Annotated in this window: 10 protein-coding genes; 8 read left to right on the top strand and 2 right to left on the bottom strand. The window is 44.8% G+C overall.

The window, feature by feature from the left end; all coding sequences use genetic code 11:
- The first annotated feature begins 38 nt into the window (after positions 1–38).
- The 3 genes from IH598_13625 to IH598_13615 all read left to right on the top strand — a co-directional run bounded on the left by IH598_13625 (position 39) and on the right by IH598_13615 (position 10,835).
- A complete protein-coding gene (locus tag IH598_13625; protein ID MBE0639551.1) occupies positions 39–7,715 on the top strand; it encodes a carboxypeptidase regulatory-like domain-containing protein in 7,677 nt (2,558 codons plus the stop codon).
- A 217-nt stretch (positions 7,716–7,932) separates the two neighbouring features.
- Positions 7,933–10,047 carry a tetratricopeptide repeat protein gene (locus tag IH598_13620; GenBank protein MBE0639550.1) on the top strand — a complete coding sequence of 705 codons (2,115 nt, stop codon included), beginning with the start codon at positions 7,933–7,935 and terminating at the stop codon, positions 10,045–10,047.
- 152 nt (positions 10,048–10,199) lie between these two features.
- Positions 10,200–10,835 carry a response regulator transcription factor gene (locus IH598_13615; GenBank protein MBE0639549.1) on the top strand — a complete coding sequence of 212 codons (636 nt, stop codon included), beginning with the start codon at positions 10,200–10,202 and terminating at the stop codon, positions 10,833–10,835.
- A 45-nt stretch (positions 10,836–10,880) separates the two neighbouring features.
- Here the strand turns inward: IH598_13615 and IH598_13610 are convergent, their stop codons facing one another.
- Entirely contained in the window at positions 10,881–11,756 is an 876-nt protein-coding gene (locus IH598_13610; protein MBE0639548.1) for an SdiA-regulated domain-containing protein, read from the bottom strand.
- 123 nt (positions 11,757–11,879) lie between these two features.
- On the opposite strand from IH598_13610, the gene hydG reads away from it, so the two are divergent.
- From hydG to IH598_13585, 5 genes are all read left to right on the top strand, one after another.
- Complete coding sequence (hydG, locus tag IH598_13605) at positions 11,880–13,307, top strand: [FeFe] hydrogenase H-cluster radical SAM maturase HydG (protein MBE0639547.1); 1,428 nt, start codon at positions 11,880–11,882, stop codon at positions 13,305–13,307.
- 11 nt (positions 13,308–13,318) lie between these two features.
- Complete coding sequence (locus IH598_13600; GenBank protein ID MBE0639546.1) at positions 13,319–13,576, top strand: hypothetical protein; 258 nt, start codon at positions 13,319–13,321, stop codon at positions 13,574–13,576.
- 5 nt (positions 13,577–13,581) lie between these two features.
- A complete protein-coding gene (locus tag IH598_13595; GenBank protein ID MBE0639545.1) occupies positions 13,582–13,830 on the top strand; it encodes a hypothetical protein in 249 nt (82 codons plus the stop codon).
- Positions 13,831–14,037: 207 nt separating this feature from the next.
- The gene (locus IH598_13590) at positions 14,038–15,039 is read left to right on the top strand and encodes a YhdH/YhfP family quinone oxidoreductase (protein ID MBE0639544.1); all 1,002 of its coding nucleotides are present in this window, start codon (positions 14,038–14,040) and stop codon (positions 15,037–15,039) included.
- A gap of 10 nt (positions 15,040–15,049) precedes the next feature.
- A complete protein-coding gene (locus IH598_13585; protein ID MBE0639543.1) occupies positions 15,050–18,640 on the top strand; it encodes an alpha-amylase in 3,591 nt (1,196 codons plus the stop codon).
- A gap of 35 nt (positions 18,641–18,675) precedes the next feature.
- Here IH598_13585 and IH598_13580 read toward each other — a convergent pair whose 3' ends face one another.
- Complete coding sequence (locus IH598_13580) at positions 18,676–19,986, bottom strand: ATP-binding protein (protein ID MBE0639542.1); 1,311 nt, start codon at positions 19,984–19,986, stop codon at positions 18,676–18,678.
- Between the last annotated feature and the right edge of the window lie 53 nt (positions 19,987–20,039).

Here is a 20,039-nt window from a genome sequence, read left to right as displayed (position 1 = left end):
TATAATTTTGCCGCATTAATCTTTAAATCTAATCAACAATGAAAAAGTTTACATTCATTTCAGTTCTGTTTCTTTTTGCAGTTTATTTTCAAACTGTTAGTGCACAGTTGAGCAACTACAACTTCAGCAGTGCTGTTGAAGTTTATTCCGAAATCTCAGGCGGTATTGTTCTTGGCAACGAAAGTACCGATGATGAGGTTTTTGTGGATCCGGCCAACCCCGGAGGTCAGAGCGTTCCGGAAGGTGGCCCGGGTTTTCCCATTGGTTTCAGTTTCACATTCAATGGTACAGTTTTTAACCGTTTGGGCGTTGATGCCAACGGATGGATAGCGCTGGGGAGTGATTCTTTCTTTCCGGCTGTGGGTCTCACTTCTACTTATAGTTTTTTCCCTTTGGCTTCGACGGTTAATTTTCTTCATCCGGAATGGGTAAGCCGCGTTGCCGGTTTAACCGCAGATTTACTGGCACAACCGGGAGCTACCATTAGGTTGCAGACCATTGGTGCGGCGCCCAATCGTGTATGTGTTGTACAATGGAAAAATTACCGTCCTTATCTCAGTGGCAATGGCGACAGCTTCAATTTCCAGATTCGTCTTCACGAAACTTCCAATTCTGTTAGCATTGTTTATGGCGCCATGGTAAAAAACTCCGGCACAATGCAGGCAACTGTGGGAATGAGGGGAGCACCGGCCAACGTTGTCACAAATTATGCAGTCAGAACAACACAAACAAACTGGCAGACAACGCAAGCTGGAGCAACTGTGGATGAATTCTGCCTTGTTTCGCCAGGCGTAATTCCTCCTTCTGGTTTAACATTTTCTTATACATTGCCTCAGGGCAACATGCCGCCAAATTGTGCCCAGATACCTTTGCCAGTGGACGGATCAACCGGCCTGACCAATAATGTACAACTTTCGTGGGGCAACGGTGGCGAAAACCCTACAGGTTACAGGCTTTATTTGGGCACCGATAACCCGCCAACCAATTTGATTAATGGCAATGACTTGGGAAATATAACAACGTATTCGCCAGGTCTGCTGGAGTATTCAACGACTTATTTCTGGAAAGTGGTCGCCTACAATCAATTTGGCGATGCAGTGGATTGCCCGGTGTGGAGTTTTACGCTGATGGATAATCCTGCTTTTGTTAGTTTTCCCTTTATCGAAAGTTTTGAAGAGGGAAATGTCAACGAGTCAAATGATATTTTCAGGTGGACACAGGAATTAGTAGGTAATACGGATGAATACTGGCAAGCAAACACTACTAACCCAAACTTTCGTGCGCCAAGAACCGGCAACTTCAACATCATTCTTTATACGAGCGGACATACATGGCTTTTCCGTCCATTCTATTTTACCGGTGGGGTAAATTATAATATTGAATTATGGGCAAGGCAATCTTCGGCCAATTTTAATTGTAATGTTGGAATTTACATGGGATTGCAGCCAAATGGCGCCTCGATGACAACAACCATTGCGGCTCAGCAGGGCGTTACCAGTGGAGAATACCAAAAAGTGTCCGGCAGTTTTTCGGTGGAAGAAAGCGGCATTTTTTATATTGGAATAAGGGGTGTAAGCAGTAATACATTATTTCATTTAAGCCTCGACGATATCCTGATTAACGAAGCGGATTTCTGCAATCAGCCAACAAATTTACAAGTTTCAAATATAACCAGTAACAGTGCCTTGCTTGATTGGACACAAATAGGCGAAGCCGCTTTGTGGAATATCGAATGGGGTGAAGCCGGTTTTGTGCCGGGAACCGGAAATATGATTCAAAACACACCCAATAAACCTTACAATCTTTCCGGTCTTGAACTGGGCACAACCTACGATTTTTATGTTCAGGCAGTGTGCAATGCGAACAACCTTAGCGAATGGAACGGCCCCGGAAGCTTCACCACCAAATCGTGCATCGAAGAAGATGAATGCGAATATACCTTTATCCTGCTCGACGACTTTGGCGATGGCTGGGATGGCGCCACCATGCAGGTGATCTCCGGAGGTTCAGTCGTGAAGGTTTTGGGTACAAATTTTACTAACGGCGATGATTATACTGAATATCACTCCTTTTGTCATGATACCGGATTTGAGGTTTTTTTCAATAATGGCGGAGATTATCCGCAGGAAGTTGGATTGAAAATACTTGACTTCATGGGAGAAACTGTTTTTCTGGCCGAAGGATATAATGCGCTCGAAGTGGGTACAATTGTGTTTGAGGGCGCCGCCAATTGTATGCTCCCGGTTTGTTTAAAACCAATTGACCTCAATGCCGTCAATATTACTTCATCAGGAGCCGACCTTTCATGGACCGCCTTAAATGGTGAAATAACCTGGAACCTCGAATGGGGTGCATTGGGATTTGCTCCCGGTACCGGCACATTACTCGAATCTATTTCATCAAATCCATATTCACTTGTTGGCCTTTCGGAAGGAACGCTGTACGACTTTTATGTGCAGGCAATTTGCGAGGGTGGCGTGAGTGATTGGGTTGGGCCTTTCAGTTTTCAAACTATTTACAATATTTGCGATCCATACACCCTTCCTTTTAACGAGGATTTCGATGGAGAAACTTTCCCGCCCACCTGCTGGATGCCTTTTGATATGGATTTTAGCGGTACGAAATGGGAAAGTTCAGATTTGTTCAACCATACCCAGGGCGGAAGCCAGTCGGCTGTGCATGCTTATGCTAATGCAACCCATCAGGATGGATGGCTGATCAGTCCTCCATTGAATCTTGCCGATTATACAATGTTCCGTCTGTCATTCTGGTCGTTGAATGCCTACGCAAGTTATTATGAAAAAAATTCAGTACTGGTTTCCGCCGGCTCTCCCAACCCGTCAGATGGAGATTTTGTTGAAATCTGGAGTGCACCGTCAGTGGTTTCGAATTGGGAGAAAACTGAAATATCACTGGATGCCTTTGCCGGACAAACGATTTACATTGCTTTCAGGTATGAGGGGATAAACGCCAATAGTTGGTTCCTCGACGATGTTTCGGTAAATTATCTAACCGAAGGCTCACTTTCGGGATATGTTACTTCGGCAACCAACCAACCCATTCAGGGCGCGCGGGTTTTTGCAGGCAGTTATGAATCATTCACCGATGCAACGGGGTATTATGAGTTTCCTGCGATTTTAGCCGGAGTGTATGATTTCACCTGCGAAGCGGAGGGGTTCTTAATGCAGATTGTTTCAGGTGTTGAAATTTTTGCAGACCAAACCGCCAACCAGGATTTCGTTCTTGATTTTGCACAAATCACGGTCAATCCGCTGAGCCTTAATGAATCGCTGGAGCCGGGCGGTTCGTCCGTTCAGCAGCTAACTGTTTCCAATCCCGCCGGTACAGCCGATCTTGAATGGCAGGCTTATTTCATCTACCAGGAAAAAGACAAAGGGATGAAAAACAACATTCAATACCCGATTTTGTGGGATAACACCCTAATCAATCCGTCAAACACAGGAACTATTTCTGTGGAACTTACGGGTTTAGTTCCTGATGGACGAATCATAAGCGCCGATGACTTTATTGTTCCATCTGAAGAAATGTGGGAGATCAGGTACATCTACACCGAAGGTTTTTCGTCACAGTCAACACTGCCCGATGCTTTTAAAATAGCCATTTATCAAAACAGCAACAACGAGCCTGGAGAGCTGCTTTTTGTTGAACAAATTGTCCCTGATGATCTCAACTTCGACACCCAGCATTTGTATTTCAACAATCCTGTCGTATTGCCAACAGGTCACTACTGGTTATCGGTTTATGCAGTATATGTTGGCAGCAACGGCGCTGAAAACACCAGATGGAACTGGTCGGTTGGATCGGCAGATTTGCAAAATCATGCTAAATTGCACGACTACGCCGGATATTTCGGCAGCCCCGGATGGAAAAATGTGGATTCGAATCCCTCATGCTATTTCAAAATTGGCGGTTATGTAAATAGTTGGCTGAGTTTATCGAACATCAATGGAACAGTTCAACCCGGACAAAGCCAGACGATTGATGTGAATTTTAATGCCGGTTTTCTTGCCGATGGCGTTCATGAAGCGGAAATCCGTTTTGTGCACAATGGTCAGGAAGTTACCGAATCAGAACTGAGTGTTCCGGTATTCCTGACAGTGGCTGCCACTTTACCACCACAACAACCATCAAACCCGGTTCCTGCTGATGGCGATGTTTTGGTTACCTTGCAGCCTGTTTTTGAATGGACAAATGGCGTTGGAACGGCTCAATCAAAAATCAGGATCGAACAGGTTTCTTTCCCCAATAATATCCTTATTCACGAAACCGGATTCTTCACCGGAAACAGTTTCGATCTGGCTTCGGTTGGCATTTCCCTTTTGCCCAAAACCGAATACCGGTGGATGGTCACCTGCAAAAATGCAATTGGCGAAACTGCCGGCGAGTGGTGGTATTTTGAAAGCATTGGCGCCGGAACAATTTCAGGTCTGGTTACTGATGCTTACACCAACCTGCCCTTACAGGGAGTGACCATTACAGCAGGCGCAAACTATCAAACCGCCACCCTTGCTGCCGGTTATTACAACCTGCCAAATGTGGTTGAAGGTGTTTACGAAGTTACTGCTACGTTTGACGGATACCTGTCACAATCTCAAACCATTGAGATCATCCATGGCGCTGATGAGATCGTCAACTTCAATCTTTCACTTGCCCTAAAACCACCTTATGGCCTGAAAGCTGAAATAAGCAATATTTTCGATGTCAACCTCACATGGAACTCGCCCGAAACAGGTAGCGAAGAGTGGTTGTATTATCACGACGGATCGTTTGAAAATGCTTTGGCTTCTGAAACCGGAATGTTTGGCCTTGCCCAGTTATTCACACCCGAAGAGTATCCCTGCCAAATATCGAAAGTTCGTTACTTTAACGACGGCTTTGGAGCATACCAGGAGCATCTGAGGGTTTATGTGCTGTCGGGTGATGGTGCAACAATTCTTGCAGGCCCTTATTTCGTTACCAACGGCCCGGCCAACGACTGGGTAACTGTAGAAGTTAATCCGGTAACCATCAATTCAGGGAATTTTATGGTGGCCACCATCAACTCAAACCCTGGCGGACCGCTGGTGGCAGTTGATAACAGCCTTTACAACGGAACCCTTTTCTATGGGTCAATCGGCAATTTTACAGAGCTGGGTAATCTTGGCTATTATTATGTTGGAAGCCACGAAGCTTTTGTTACTTATAGCTCCGGAGGAAAAATGGCAACCAACTCAGTTGCCCTTACTCCGAGGAGCGTGGATAAAAGCGTATTTGCCGCTAACCTGGCTGTTGTAGCGGAAAGAAAAAATATCACGCCTGCACCTTCAAAAGCCGGAGAAACGCTGCTGGGATATAACCTGTACCGTAATGATCAATTTGTAACGTTTACCGACCAAACCAACTACACCGACCTGAATCTTGCAGCCGGCCAGTACACCTACATTGTCAAGGCAGTTTACACCGAAGGGGAGTCAGTCCCGTCATTGCCGGCGGCGGTGGGTATTCTATCACCTCCTGTGATGCTCTTTGCTGAACAACAGGGCGCCGAAATCCATCTTGCCTGGGAAAGTAAATTCACAGGTCTGGAAAACAATCCTTTTGATCAATATTTTGTGTTGTACCGCAATGGTGTGAAATTGGGTGAATTTACCGAAACCGGCTATATTGACAACGATATCTTGCCCGGGGGTAATTATTGCTACACCGTCCTCGAGGCAGTTACTGAAGATATTGAAACCGGTCTCTCCAACGAAATCTGCGTGGGAATTCCCTTGTATGGCATCCTGGCCAGCAACCCGGCATCGCTTTCAGAAGTACATACCAACGGTGAATCACTCACAAGTCAAATACTTTTGCTAACCAATACCGGCGCTGAACCTGTTGATTTTAATATTGAAAAAGAATACATTGTTGATTCAAAAGCTTCAAACCTGAAATCATCGGGATTTTGTTCCGGTAATCTTTACAGTTTTGGTTGCAGTGGCGATGATGGTATTATTCAATGGGAACTGGCAAATATTGACATTCATGTGCCTTGCGAGGGTTCGCCATCATGGTATCAGGATTTTACCAACCTGACTCACGAACTTGAACCAGGCGGAACCTATCAGCTCAAAATCATGGCTCGCTCATGGGATACTTACTTTTCGGTATGGATTGATTTTGACGATGATAAAACACTCACCCAAAGCGAAACCATCGTTACCAATGCCCAGATAACATTGGGTTATACATGGTACACCTGCGAACTTACAATTCCAGAAGATGCGCCCGTCGGAACTTTTGGAATGAGAATGAGAAGCCGTACAAGTCAGCCTGTTAATGATGCATGTCAGCCATATTCCTGGGGTAATTGTGCCGATTTTATGGTTACTATCGGCAATCCCTGGCTTGATGTATCGCCAAAAGCCGGAACTATCCAACCTGGAGAATCATTCCCTGTTGAAGTAACATTTAACTCATCTTTACTCGATTTGGGAACTTACAATGCAAATCTGAAAATCAACACCAACAACCCGTTCATTTCCCAACCCGAACTTGAAGTGCCTGCAGAGCTTGTGGTTACTGAGTCAATCACGCAGCAAATCCTTCTGCCAATGGGCTGGAGCGGCTGGTCATCTTATGTTGATTTGTCGCCGGAAAACGCTTTTGCCGATGTTGTTGCACCGGTATTGGACGATCTGATCATCTCCACCTACTTTTACGAGATATTTTATCCTGCCTTCAACATCAATACCATGAGCCAGTTCAGCAACCAACACGGCTATATTATCAAAATGGCCGCCGAAAGAATGCTGACCTTCGAAGGAATGATGGCCAACCAAACCATTACCCTCAATGCCGGCTGGAACCTTTTGCCAGTCTTATCACCCTGCAATCTGGATGCAGATGAACTGCTCAGCGGCATCAGCGGATTGATCATTGCTTATGAAGTGGCCGGAAATGGAATTTATTATCCCGAAATGAACATCAACACCTTGCAGACACTGGTTCCCGGAAAATCCTACTATATCAAGGTGCAGAATGCTGTGGAAGTAACCTTCCCTGCCTGTGGGAAAAATGCTTCCTTTGGGAATGTCCTTCCCGTTAGAGCGAAAAACATCACTCCGTGGAATGATCCGGCCTACTCAGGCTCAAGCCATATTGTGGTCTTCGACCCGAACGCAACCACAGCATTTGAACCCGGCGATATGATCGGCGCTTTCACCAGCGACGGCCAGTGTGCAGGTTTAACCCAGGTTACGGGAATTTCTGTTTCGATGTCACTTTTTGGAAACGATTTCACATCATCCTCAAAAGATGGTTTTGAAGAAGGGGAACGACTCACTTTCAAACTCTACCGCAACAGCAGCAACACCGAATATTCGCTCGAGGTGGATTACAACGCCAAAGCGCCCAACAGCGACGGCTATTTTACCACTAACGGGTTGTCGGTAATCAGCAACATGATGATGAGCCCAACCGTTATTGTTTCTCCTGACCAAATTGGTTTGAACATATACCCGAATCCATCAACCGGAATTTTTACTTTGGCTGTGGAGCACGAAAATTCTAACATGGCGTACGTAATTACAAACTCGGGTGGACAAACAATTGCGCAGGGGAATTTGTCAGCTTCCCGGCAAATTGACCTGAGTAACCATCCCAAAGGTGTCTATTTCATCAGGATTGCAGGAGATAACCTTTTGAATAACAGAAAACTGGTTGTTAAATAGCCAGGAGTTCAACATATTTTTCTTTACAAGTTAGGTTTTAGATTTAATCAGCGATCCGGCTGCCATTGGTGGTCGGATCGTTTTATTTTAAAATGGCTGCACTTACCCACTATAATCAAATCTCCCAAAAATGAACCAATCAATTTAAACTTTTGTTCTTTCGTAAAACTTTTGATTTTCAATTTAGTACAACTGTTCAAAACCCAAATTTCAAGTTATGAAAACACTCTGCTCACTTTCCCTAAAAGTCGGTCGTGGCGCACTCATGGCATGGCTTTTTGTTATATTTTCAGTGTTTTCACTTTCGGGACAAAATCCTACCCAGTCCTCGATTGACTCCCTGGTAAGGGTGACGGATACGATTTCAAACGACGAAAAAAAACTGGAGAATTTCAATCAGATCACCTCATTTTATCTCAACTTCAACCCTACCCTAAGCTATGAGTATGCGATAAAAACCAGGGAACTGGCAACCCGCCTAAGCAATGAGAAGTATTTGCTTCAGTCACTGAAAAACCTGACATTTTATTATATCAAAATAGCACAGTACGACAGCAGTATTTTACTGAACTTTGAAGCGCTGGAGTTGGCCAGGAAACTGGGCGATTTGATGTTGGAGGCTCATTTACTCAGGGATCAGGGGCGGGTTTTCTATTTACAGGGCAAATATCCTGAGTCGCTGGAAGTTACATTTAAAGCTGTCACTATTTTCGAAGATTTGGATGATGCCACCGGACTTGCTACTACCTATAATTCCATCGGAAATATTTATCTTGCCCAGGAAAAAAAACAAACCTCCATTGAGTATTATTCAAAGGCGCTCGATTATTGCCGAAAGATCAATAATGAAGTTGGGATTATTACAGTTATTGGTAGTCTTGCGGCTAACTACGCTCAAATTGACAGCACCGAAAAGGCAATAGCATATTATACACAGGCAATTGAACAAGCCAGAAAGATTGACCTGAAAATGGCTGTTGCTCTCAATCTGAACAACCTTGCGCTGATGTACCTTGAACAAAATGATTACCAAAAAGGCACAGAACTTTTTTGGGAAGCACACCATATTCATCAAACCCTGAATGACAATGATGGCATCGCATTGACCTTAGGCAATATTGGCCTTTCCTATTATCGCAGCATCAAGCTTCGCGAACAGGGCGACACGATATCAGAGTTGATTCGCGGGGAAAAGGCTGATTTATTAAAAAATGCCATAAAGTACCTTACACAATCAGTCGAAATCTATGAGCAGCTTGGCTCGTTGGCGCCATTGGCCTATTTTGCCAATGAGCTTTCTGAGGCTTATGAGGCGGCAGGCAACCACCGCGAGGCACTCAAATATTTTAAACTGCATGATCAATACCACGATTCAATCCAGTCAAACGAAAGCAAAATTCAGCTGGAAAAACTTACAACCCAACGTGAACTTGAACTGAAAGACAAGCAGATCGAATTAGACCGTCTTGCGGTGCAAAAGAAAAAAAACGAACGGATTTATTTCATCTTCGGAATGATCCTGCTGGCATTTGCGCTGGTGCTGATCTACCGGAACTTTGCACTACAAAAATCCGCCAACTCTAAGCTAACACTCTTGAACGGTCAGATTTCCCAAGCCAATTTGCAGCTTGAAGAGAGCAATGTGAACCTGTCCGCCACACTCAGGGAGCTGAAGGAAACACAGGCGCAACTCATCGAAACCGAAAAACAGAAAGAAAAAGCGATCATTCGCGAACGTATCTCGCAGGACATTCATGACGACATCAGTTCGGGTCTGACCAAAATCTCATGGATGGCAGAATTGCTGAAAGTTAAGTCGAAAGACCATGCAACCCCTTACGACCTGACAACCCTCGATAAAATCGTTAACTTTTCCAAAGAATCAGTAGCAAAACTGGGCGAGATCATCTGGTCAACCAACCCCGAACGCGACAACGTTGGTAGCTTGCTGGCATACATGCGCAACTTCATCAACAAATACATGGAAGGACTTCCAATGGAATGTAAAATATCTTTTCCTGAAGTGTCATTCTCCGACTCCATCAGCCCGGAATTGCGGCGGACGCTTTATCTTGTGATGAAAGAGTCGCTGCATAATGCAGTAAAATACAGCGGGGCAAAAAATATCGAAATCACATTTAACCAGCAAAACCAACATTACACACTAATCGTGGCCGATAGTGGGAAAGGATTTGAAGAAAACCTGATCAAAGGCGGGGGAAACGGATTGTTAAACATGCGTAAACGAATGGAATCGGTTGGAGGAACGATGGAAATCCAGACCGGTTCAGGAGAGGGAACCCAGGTCATCTTCACAGGGAAGCTCCACTAAATACCCAAAATTTCATTAATCTACTTTCATGTGATTGACAACCGTACGAACTGAGATTATTTTTGCCGCAAACGGTTGAAATAGAAAGTTTGGGAAAAGAAAAATTCCAAAAATAGCCGGTTATAAATTAGAACGTTGAAATACCTTACCCGATGAAACATCTTTTAGTAGCAATAGTTGAAGACGACCAGGAACTGAGAGAGAGTATGATGGAAATGCTGCCGATGGCCGGCGACCTGGTCTGTACGAGTGTTTATGAGAAAGCGGAGGATTTTTTAAAAGTCCTCGACAAGATCATTGTGGATGTGGTGTTGATGGACATCACCCTGCCGGGGATGGACGGCATTCAGTGTATCAGGCAGTCCAAGCCCAGAAGGCCGGATATCCAGTTTCTGATGTGCACCTCGCACAGCGACGCCGAACGCACATTCGACTCACTGTGTGCCGGGGCTACAGGTTATATGCTGAAAAGTTCATCGCCGGAACAGATTTTCCGCGCAATCAGGGATGTTCACAACGGCGGCTCTCCAATGTCAGCCGAAATCGCAAGAATGGTGGTCACCTCATTTAAAAACCGAAACCAACAGACTGATCTGCTTGAAAAACTGACCAGCCGCGAGCAGGAGATCATCCACGAACTGGCCAAGGGTTACTCTTACAAAGAAATTGCCGATAAACTCTACATTAGCATTGAAACAGTGAGGACTTACCTGAGAAAAATCTACGAAAAACTTCAGGTAAATTCTAAAGTAGAAGCCTTGAACAAGGTGTTTCCTAAACAAATTTGAATGGATTCGATGGCCATGTAAGGCAGATCAAAGACAGTTCAACTTTTAGTGATCGCCTTGCATTTTCATCTTAAAAACCTGCAAGGTCGGTACTTTCCCTGCAGCTTCACTGGTGATGATCATCGTGCCATCCGGGAGAAATGTCAATCCTTCGGCTTGCGGAAAACGCTCAGGTTCGAGGGGCTCCATGTGGATAATTTTTCCGGAAGGGTTCATTACCACCATTAAAAAATCAACCGCTGAAATGATGTACAGATCACCGGTCAATGGGTGAATTGCAAGGCTTGACGGGCGGAAATTGAAAGGTTTTTGTTTCCCTTTTTCAGTAAGATTGCTTTGTTCAATACCTAAGCTGTGGGCTTTTTCTGCCAGGCGATCTACATTCAGGCTGTAAAGCGGTTTGTTCAGTAATTTCCTGGTTAAAAGATCAAAGGCATAGATCAATCGCCTCGATTTTTCATACCCATGATCCGGTTTACTTTTTGCAGCAATGAGCACCCTGTTGTGTTTAGGGTCATAACAAAGTCCTTCATTGTTTGATGTTGGCAGGTTTAAATCGTAATGTTTCACTGATTTGGCCTGATCCGGAAAATTATTCCATTCGGTCAGTCGTCCGTCGCTTCGGAGGATGTACATCTTATTGTCAGCGTAAGCCAGCCCTTCAAAATCCCCGGTGCTTTCGAACTGATGTTGTGAAACTATTTTACCTTCCGAAAAATCATAAAGAAATACGATGCCCAGTTCATCCTGAATTAAGGCGACATGGTTATTGTCAATATTGGTCAGCCCTGAAACTTCGTTGAGAATAGGGGGGAGTTGATGAACAAGATCAGGTTGAGAAAGGTCATATTGAAAAACAGTCTGCCCCTGGCAACTCATTGCCAGAAAAAGGGAAGGAAAGAAAGCTGCTGTGAATTTCATCGGGTTAAATGATGTAAAATAGTTACCGGGCAAAATTACTGAAATATACTTGCCTGTTAAATCATTAATTCCTCAAAATTCCGTTTGATTAACCTGTTATTGTTTTGAAAAGAAGATAAGTTAATGAAATTTCAACCTGAAAAGTGCAGTATCCCCGACAGGCGTATGGAGCCATTCATCGATCCGGATGAAATTTGGGGAATTTTGGAAAAAGTGAAGCCAGACAAGCAGCGAGTGAGAGAAGTCATTGCCAGGTCGCTTGAAAAGCATCGTCTCAGCCTTGAAGAAACGGCGGTGTTGATCAATGCCAACGATCCTGAGTTAATCGAAGAAATTAAAAATGGCGCCCGCGAACTTAAAAAGCGGGTTTATGGCAACCGGATTGTGTTGTTTGCACCCCTTTACATTGGAAATCATTGTGTGAACAACTGCAAATATTGTGGTTTCAAGGCTTCCAATAAGTTTGCCCTTCGCCGGAAACTCACTGACGAAGAGATCATCCGCGAGACGGAAGCGCTTGAGGAAAACGGGCAGAAGCGTCTGATCCTTGTTTATGGCGAGCACCCCATGTACGATGCCGAATACATCGCTCATACAGTAAAGTTGGTTTATGCCGTGAAAAAGGGAAACGGTGAAATCCGGCGTGTAAACATCAACGCAGCGCCGATGGATATCGAAGGATTCAGGACAGTAAAAGATTCCGGTATTGGAACTTATCAGGTTTTTCAGGAAACCTATCACCCGGAGGCTTACAAACTGTATCATCCGAGCGGGCCAAAACGGGATTACAACTTCCGGCTCACCTCACTCGACCGTGCGCAGGAAGCCGGCCTTGATGATGTGGGGATCGGGGCGCTGTTTGGCCTGTACGACTGGCGCTTTGAAGTGATGGGGCTGGTGCGCCACACCAACCATCTTGAGGCAGTGTACAACGTCGGGCCGCACACCATCTCCTTCCCAAGAATCAAAGACGCCTCCGAATTTGACATCGACCCAAAATATTCGGTCAGCGACGAGGATTTTGTCAAGCTGGTGGCTATTCTCCGGTTGGCTGTCCCTTATACTGGTATGATCCTCACCGCCCGCGAAGCGCCCGAAGTCCGCACAGAAGTGATGCAATACGGTGTTTCACAAATTGACGGCGGTACCAAACTCGAAATCGGGAGCTACTCCAGCACATTGAACGAGGAACAAAATCTTAATAAGGAGCAATTCAAGGTGAACGATCCACGCTCACTGGGCGAAGTGATTGAAGAGTTGCTGGATAAAGGCTACCTGCCTTCGTTCTGTACGGCATGTTACCGCCTTGGTCGAACAGGGGAACATTTCATGGAATTTTCGGTGCCCGGATTTATCAAACGGTTTTGTACCCCCAACGCTATCCTCACTTTGGCAGAATACCTCGTGGATTATGCCAAACCGGAAATCAGGGAGAAAGGATGGAAAGTCATTGAGAAAAACCTGAATGAGATCAACAGCGAGCAGCAGATTGAAGAGGTAAAAAGGAGAATCGAACGGATAAAACAAGGCGAACGGGATTTGTATTTTTAAATTGAACTGGAATGAAACAAACAAAAATCATCGGGATTTTAATCAGGGACCGGATAAAAGAAGCCGGCCGGTTGCAGGCATTGCTCTCGAAGCACAACGATATTATCCAGTCGAGGCTTGGCTTTCACGAGCTTTCGGAAGAAGTGTGCAGCCGTGTGGGGATCATCCTGATTACGCTCAGTGGCAATCCTTCAGGGTGGGAGATTTTCGAAAACGAACTAATGTCCATTGGTGGATTGGAAGTAAAAATTATGTTGTTTGAATATTGATAACGATGGAAAAAAAAGAAATCAGGATAGTGGGTTTGTATGTCGGTGAGCCGCTGCATGATAAGATTGCCCTTCAAAATGTGCTCACAAAATATGGCAATGTGATCAGAACCAGAATCGGCCTGAACCAGGATTGTGGAACAAAAGGGATAATTCTACTCGAACTTTTCGGCGATGAATCGGAGATAGCAAATTTTGAAAAAGCGCTGGGAAAATTGGAAGGGGTTGAATTGCAGCGCATGATTTTCAAATGAATAAAAGTCAAATTCAAATTTGGGTTTTTCCGGTTGTGGTCTTCTTACCTTTTGAAATACAAACCAAACCTACGACTCCGAAGGAGTCAAATGTTTATAGCCTTGCAATGTTGCAAAAAACACACGACCCCGGAGGGGTCGAATATGTTGATCTAACACACCGGTTCAATTCGACATTAACCCGATTCATCCGATAAAAATAACATGATGGAAAACAAAACATACAACGCACTGGTGGTCGAAGAGAATGAAACCAATCATTTTACCAGAAAAATAAAGGTAAAATCAACCGATGAACTTCCTGCCGGCGACCTACTGATCAGGGTTCATTACTCTTCGTTAAATTACAAAGACGCGTTGTCGGCCTCCGGAAATAAAGGAGTTACGCGAAATTACCCCCACACCCCGGGCATTGATGCCTCAGGAGTTGTTGAACATTCGGCATCGGAAAAGTTCAAACCGGGTGATGAGGTAATCGTAACGAGCTACGACCTCGGCATGAACACCAGCGGCGGTTTTGGGGAATATATCCGTGTGCCTGCTGATTGGGCATTGAAATTACCTGCAGGAATTACCCTGAAGGAGAGCATGATGTTTGGCACCGCCGGTTTGACTGCAGGAATGGCTGTTGATCAAATTTTGACAAAGGTGATGCCCAATCAGGGAGAAGTGCTGGTAACCGGCGCTTCCGGCGGGGTTGGGAGCATGGCTGTGGCCATTCTGGCAAGACTGGGTTACCAGGTTGCAGCTGGAACGGGCAAGCCGGAAGCCGGAGAAATTTTAAAAAAACTTGGCACGACCCAATTGATTTCAAGGGAAGAATTAACTACAGGCAAAGAGCGCCCGATGCTCAAACCCCGCTGGAGTGCGGTGGTGGACACCGTCGGCGGCGACATTCTTGCCAATGCCATTAAATCAACTAATCTGAACGGGGTGATAGCTTGCTGTGGCAATGTAGCCTCGCCAGATTTGAACATCAACGTCTACCCGTTCATCCTCAGAGGCGTGTCGCTTGTTGGCATTGACTCCCAAAACTATCTGATGCCAAACCGCGAAAAGATCTGGAGTCTTTTATCCACTGACTGGAAGCCGGCTTTTTTAACAGAATTATTTCAGGAGGTTAACCTGGAGGGCCTAAACGAAAAAATCGAATTAATGCTTCAGGGAAAAATCACCGGAAGGGTTGTTCTTAAACATAATCACAAGTAAACCATAGAAAATGTTTGAATTCCACATTTATAAAGACATCCGCAAAAAATACCAATTGGATGTGTCGTTTTTCTCTACCAATGGCAATGTAATCTTTGCCAATTTTCATGCTGTCAGGCTGTTTGTTCATAAAATCAACCAGTTGCGAAAGCCGGAGCTGCATGTTTATCCCGGCGAGGTCAATGCCGCCGGGCTGATTGAAGAGATTTACCACATCGTACTCAGAAATTACGAGGAGCAACTAAATCCGGAGGTATTTGCCAAAGCGCAAAGATTTCTCGAAAAGGAATTGGAGAAACCAAAATGGTTTGGACTATTGGCCGAATTTGTTGGAAATTTTCCACCGACTGCGGTTTTCCAGAGAAAAATTTCTGCTGAAGATTATTTGAAGGAAACCACAAACGGCCGCTCCAACCAGCTGATCACCATCGAAGAAATGATGATGCTGTGGTTTGCCAATTTTAATCCCGGTAATAAAAAATTGAAAGAGCTTTTCGACGAGAACTATCTTTCTGATGTGGATACTTTCCATCTATTTTCTGAAAAACTGGAATCATTTTTTATCAATGAGCCGCCATTTGGACCTGATCAGCAGGACATTTTTACATTGCTTAAAACTCCAATACTTAAAAATCCCAATGACCTGAGTGCACAGTTGGATTTTATCCTTGAGCGCTGGAAATCCATGTTACCCGAAAACCTGGTGATTCAATTGCTCAAAGGCAAAGACCTGTTTAAGGAAGATGTGACGTTTGGAAGTCCAGGCGGTCCTCCTCCTGCAGTCGCCCCTGTTTACAAAGGATTTGGCGGCGCCGGAGACGGATTCACGATCGGTAAATCGGGTTACCAGTTTATCAAAGATGCTGCTGCCGACTACGAAGAGCCGGAGCAGTTTACCGACGATGTTCACTGGATGCCACGTGTGGTGTTGCTGGCCAAAAATACCTACGTCTGGCTCGATCAGTTATCCAAAAAATATGACCGCGAAATCCGCCAGCTTGACCAAATTCCCGATGAGGAACTGGATCAACTGGCAAAATGGAATTTTACCGGATTGTGGCTGATCGGGATTTGGGAACGCAGCGAAGCGTCCCGGCGAATCAAGCACATCATGGGAAATATTGACGCTGTTTCGTCGGCTTACTCACTTTTTGATTACGAAATTGCCCACGACCTGGGCGGCGAGGCGGCTTACCAGAGCCTGAACCAACGTGCCAAAGCGCGCGGAATCCGGCTGGCCAGCGACATGGTTCCCAACCACACCGGGCTTTTTTCAAAATGGACCATTGAACATCCTGAATATTTTATTCAAACCGACGTTCCGCCATTCCCAGGTTACCGGTTTACCGGAGAAAATCTTTCCCAAAATCCCGATTTGGAAATCAGGATCGAAGATGGCTATTACTCAAAAACCGATGCTGCCGTTGTTTTTCAGTGGATTGACAAAAAAAACGGCCAGACCCGTTACATTTACCACGGAAACGATGGCACCTCAATGCCCTGGAACGACACCGCACAGTTGGACATGCTCAAACAAGCAGTGCGTGAAGCGGTGATCCAAAAAATCTTCGATGTGGCGCGCAGGTTTTCCATCATCCGTTTTGATGCGGCGATGACGTTGGCCAAAAAACATTTTTCGAGGCTATGGTACCCGCGTCCGGGATCCGGAGGCGACATCCCCTCGCGTGCCGATTATGCCATGACCAAAGAGGAATTTGACGAACATTTCCCCGTTGAGTTCTGGCGCGAAGTGGTTGACCGGATGAACGAATCCATGCCCGAAACGCTGCTCCTGGCCGAGGCTTTCTGGTTTATGGAAGGCTATTTTGTGCGCACGCTCGGAATGCACCGCGTTTACAATTCGGCGTTTATGCATATGCTCAAAAATGAGGAAAATGAAAAATACCGCGACCTGATCACCAACACCCTTGAGTTTGAACCGGAAATTCTCAAACGCTATGTCAACTTTATGAGCAACCCCGACGAAGAGACCGCCGTCAGGCAGTTTGGCACCGGCGATAAATATTTTGGCGTGTGTGTGCTGATGAACACCCTCCCCGGTTTGCCCATGTTTTCGCACGGACAAACAGAGGGTTTTTCGGAAAAATATGGCATGGAATATCAACGCGCTTATTACAACGAAACTCCGCAAACTTGGCTGGTCGAAAAACACGAACGCGAAATCTTTCCCCTTACCCGCAAACGCTACCTCTTTAGCGAAGTGCTGAATTTCAATATTTTCGATTACTCCGATGGTTCGGGAAATGTAAACGAAAACGTCTTTGCCTACACCAACCGCTACATGAACGATCGCACACTGGTGCTGTTCAACAACAAATACGACCAGGCTTTTGGAGGAATAAAAAGTTCAGCGCCAAAGCTCATTCAAGGCGGCGATGGCAAGGGAACAGAGGTTGTCACTATTTCGGATGTTTTCGGTGTAAATGTTGAAGAGGGAATTTTCTACATTTTCCGTGAGCACATCTCAGGGCTGGAATATTTGCGCAGTGCGCATGAAATTCATGATCATGGTTTCCAGTGGAATCTCAACGGATTCGAGTACCGTGTGTTCTGGAACTTCAGGGAGGTGCATGATGCCAGGGGCGATTACCGCAGATTGCATCAACAGCTGAATGGTGCAGGAGTTTCTGATATCTGGCGGGCCATGAAAGAGATACGGCTTCAACCGGTTCATCAGACCTTCGAAGCGTTGTTTTCAGATCAATTGATTAACGAACTCTCCGACTTCATCTCAAAAGACCGGATTGAGGACAACTGGCTGATTAATATTGATGGTGTAAAGCAAGGTTTCGGGATGCTGATCAGCCGGATTGCGGAAGAATATAAACTGGCTGACCAGCACCAGGCAGCCACTTCTGCGTTGATATGCGATTTGAAATCCATCGAAAGTGCTTTCCGGTATTTTTACAAGAACAACCAGATGCTGGCAAAGCAACTCGCATCGCCAGGCTTACAACCATTGACCAAAATCTTAACCATTCACAACACCAAAAGCTACCGTGAAAGTTTAATACTCCTGTTCGCCTATTTTGTACTGAAGAACCTGAGAAACCTTTCGCCTGATCCTGACGACAAAGATGGATTTATTGCTCAGCTCAAACTTGAGTGGCCATTGCAAAATCTCTTTAAAATGACTGGCGCAGGCCAGTCCGAAATCGACCGCAACATCAACCTGATCAACATTCTTGTTACTTACGGCCATGAACTTTTCGATTTTAGCCAGCCTGCAATTCATCAATCTGAATCAGATATCAAACTGATACTTACCCAAAAAGTAAACCTGGCTGTTAAAATGGTGGATGACGAATTTGTGCAAAACCTTATCGGAGTAAACATTTACAAGGAGGTGACCTATTTCAGCAAAGAGCAGTACGAGGAACTTTCCGACTGGATGTTTACCCTTACCGTACTGAACTATTTCGCCGAAAAACACATCGCCGAATGCCAGCTTCCTGACATCCTGAAACAAACCATTGACTTCTGGAATTCAACGCGGACGCTCTCCGAAAACTCCGGCTACAGGCTGGAGACGCTGAGGGAGAATCTTGAGCTTGAGAAAGAAGCGAAGAAAAATGATTAGTATTGCCATTTGTAATTGAACACCAACCAATCAATTCAATTGGTTTGTTCCAATTGCAATAAAAATCTCCAGGCAGGAATGATTTCGATTTTACTATCTTCAGCTTGAATTGTCTCTGATTCCGACCAGGTTACAATGGTTGAATTTTCAACCTGGAGTTCTTTCATTGCATTTTGCAGGCCGATCAATTCACGCTGGCGTGTGGTAGGTTGTTCCAATGAAAATGCGACCTGTACCAGGTTAAATTGTCGCTTTGTATCCAGAATAAGAAAGTCAATCTCCTGTCCCGCCTCTGTTTTGTAATAAAAGATTTCAGGATAAACCCTGCGCAAAGCCATGAAAACGACATTTTCCAGGTAATGGCCACTATTAACCAAAATACCGGAGGTGAGCGATCGGACAAAAGCATGATCAATGCAATAGATTTTTTTTGGGTTTACATTCGACTTATTGAATGAGGTGCTGTACATCCGAACCGTGAACAAGAAATAGGCATCTTCGAACCACTCAAGGAACTGAGCTATGGTGTTCTTTGGTGCTTTATGGCCAAGCGATTGCAAAGAGTTGGTCAGATTGTTTAGGGTGTAAAGAGAGGCTATGTTATCCAGAAGTTTGCGCGCAAGGTCGGTCAGTGCTTTCGGATGTGAAACGTCATAACGCTCAATCAGATCGCGAAAAAGAATCGAGCCGAAATATTCCTGGTGAATTTTCACTCTTAAAAAATCCTCAAGACCCATCGTTTCAGGAAATCCGCCTCTGTTAAAGTAATCTTCAAACGATTTTTGAATTTGAATTCTCTCAGCGGTGTTAACGGGCAGCGTGTAGCTGAAACCCTGTGATTGCAGGTATTCTCCAAATGAAAAAGGAAACATTTCCCAGGATATCGCTCTGCCACGCATTTGTGTCCCAATCTCTTTCGAAAGCAGCCTGGCCGAAGAACCCGATAAATATATCTCACAATTTTCGGTGCGTAAAAGTCGGTCAATGAATGATTCCCACTCTGCTGCTATTTGTATCTCATCGAAAAAACAGTAAATCTTTTCATTTCCCTTTTTTTCAGGGTAAAGTAAAAAATAGGCTTCAGTTACTTTATCAAGCCCCGATGTTTTCAAGGGAGCAAGTCGGTCATCAAAGAAGTTGATGAACAATATATTTTCTTTTTTTACTCCATCATTAAGCAAGTGATTTACAATCTGGCTGAGGTAGGTTGATTTTCCACACCTTCTTACACCAACTATCACAGTGGCCTTTTTTGTAACAGGCCAAACTTTAAGATTCCTTGTAAATCCCACTTCAATTGAACCTTTCTGGGCATCGAGGATCAATTCTTTGAGTAATTCTATCATAACTGAAAATTCTTAAGTGGTAATATTGATTACCAATTTATGGCAAAAGTAGT

Source organism: Bacteroidales bacterium (assembly GCA_014860585.1).
Taxonomy (GTDB): Bacteria; Bacteroidota; Bacteroidia; order Bacteroidales; family 4484-276; genus RZYY01.
Note: the sequence above shows the minus strand (reverse complement) of the source record. Positions and strands in the feature narration are given on the sequence as shown.

What these genes read in the sequence shown, in the direction of transcription:
- IH598_13580 (MBE0639542.1), bottom strand. Translation starts at nt 19,986, where the DNA reads ATGATAGAATTACTCAAAGAATTGATCCTCGATGCCCAGAAAGGTTCA.
- IH598_13595 (MBE0639545.1), top strand. Translation starts at nt 13,582, where the DNA reads ATGGAAAAAAAAGAAATCAGGATAGTGGGTTTGTATGTCGGTGAGCCG.
- IH598_13615 (MBE0639549.1), top strand. Translation starts at nt 10,200, where the DNA reads ATGAAACATCTTTTAGTAGCAATAGTTGAAGACGACCAGGAACTGAGA.
- IH598_13585 (MBE0639543.1), top strand. Translation starts at nt 15,050, where the DNA reads ATGTTTGAATTCCACATTTATAAAGACATCCGCAAAAAATACCAATTG.
- IH598_13625 (MBE0639551.1), top strand. Translation starts at nt 39, where the DNA reads ATGAAAAAGTTTACATTCATTTCAGTTCTGTTTCTTTTTGCAGTTTAT.
- IH598_13600 (MBE0639546.1), top strand. Translation starts at nt 13,319, where the DNA reads ATGAAACAAACAAAAATCATCGGGATTTTAATCAGGGACCGGATAAAA.
- IH598_13590 (MBE0639544.1), top strand. Translation starts at nt 14,038, where the DNA reads ATGGAAAACAAAACATACAACGCACTGGTGGTCGAAGAGAATGAAACC.
- IH598_13620 (MBE0639550.1), top strand. Translation starts at nt 7,933, where the DNA reads ATGAAAACACTCTGCTCACTTTCCCTAAAAGTCGGTCGTGGCGCACTC.
- hydG (MBE0639547.1), top strand. Translation starts at nt 11,880, where the DNA reads ATGAAATTTCAACCTGAAAAGTGCAGTATCCCCGACAGGCGTATGGAG.
- IH598_13610 (MBE0639548.1), bottom strand. Translation starts at nt 11,756, where the DNA reads ATGAAATTCACAGCAGCTTTCTTTCCTTCCCTTTTTCTGGCAATGAGT.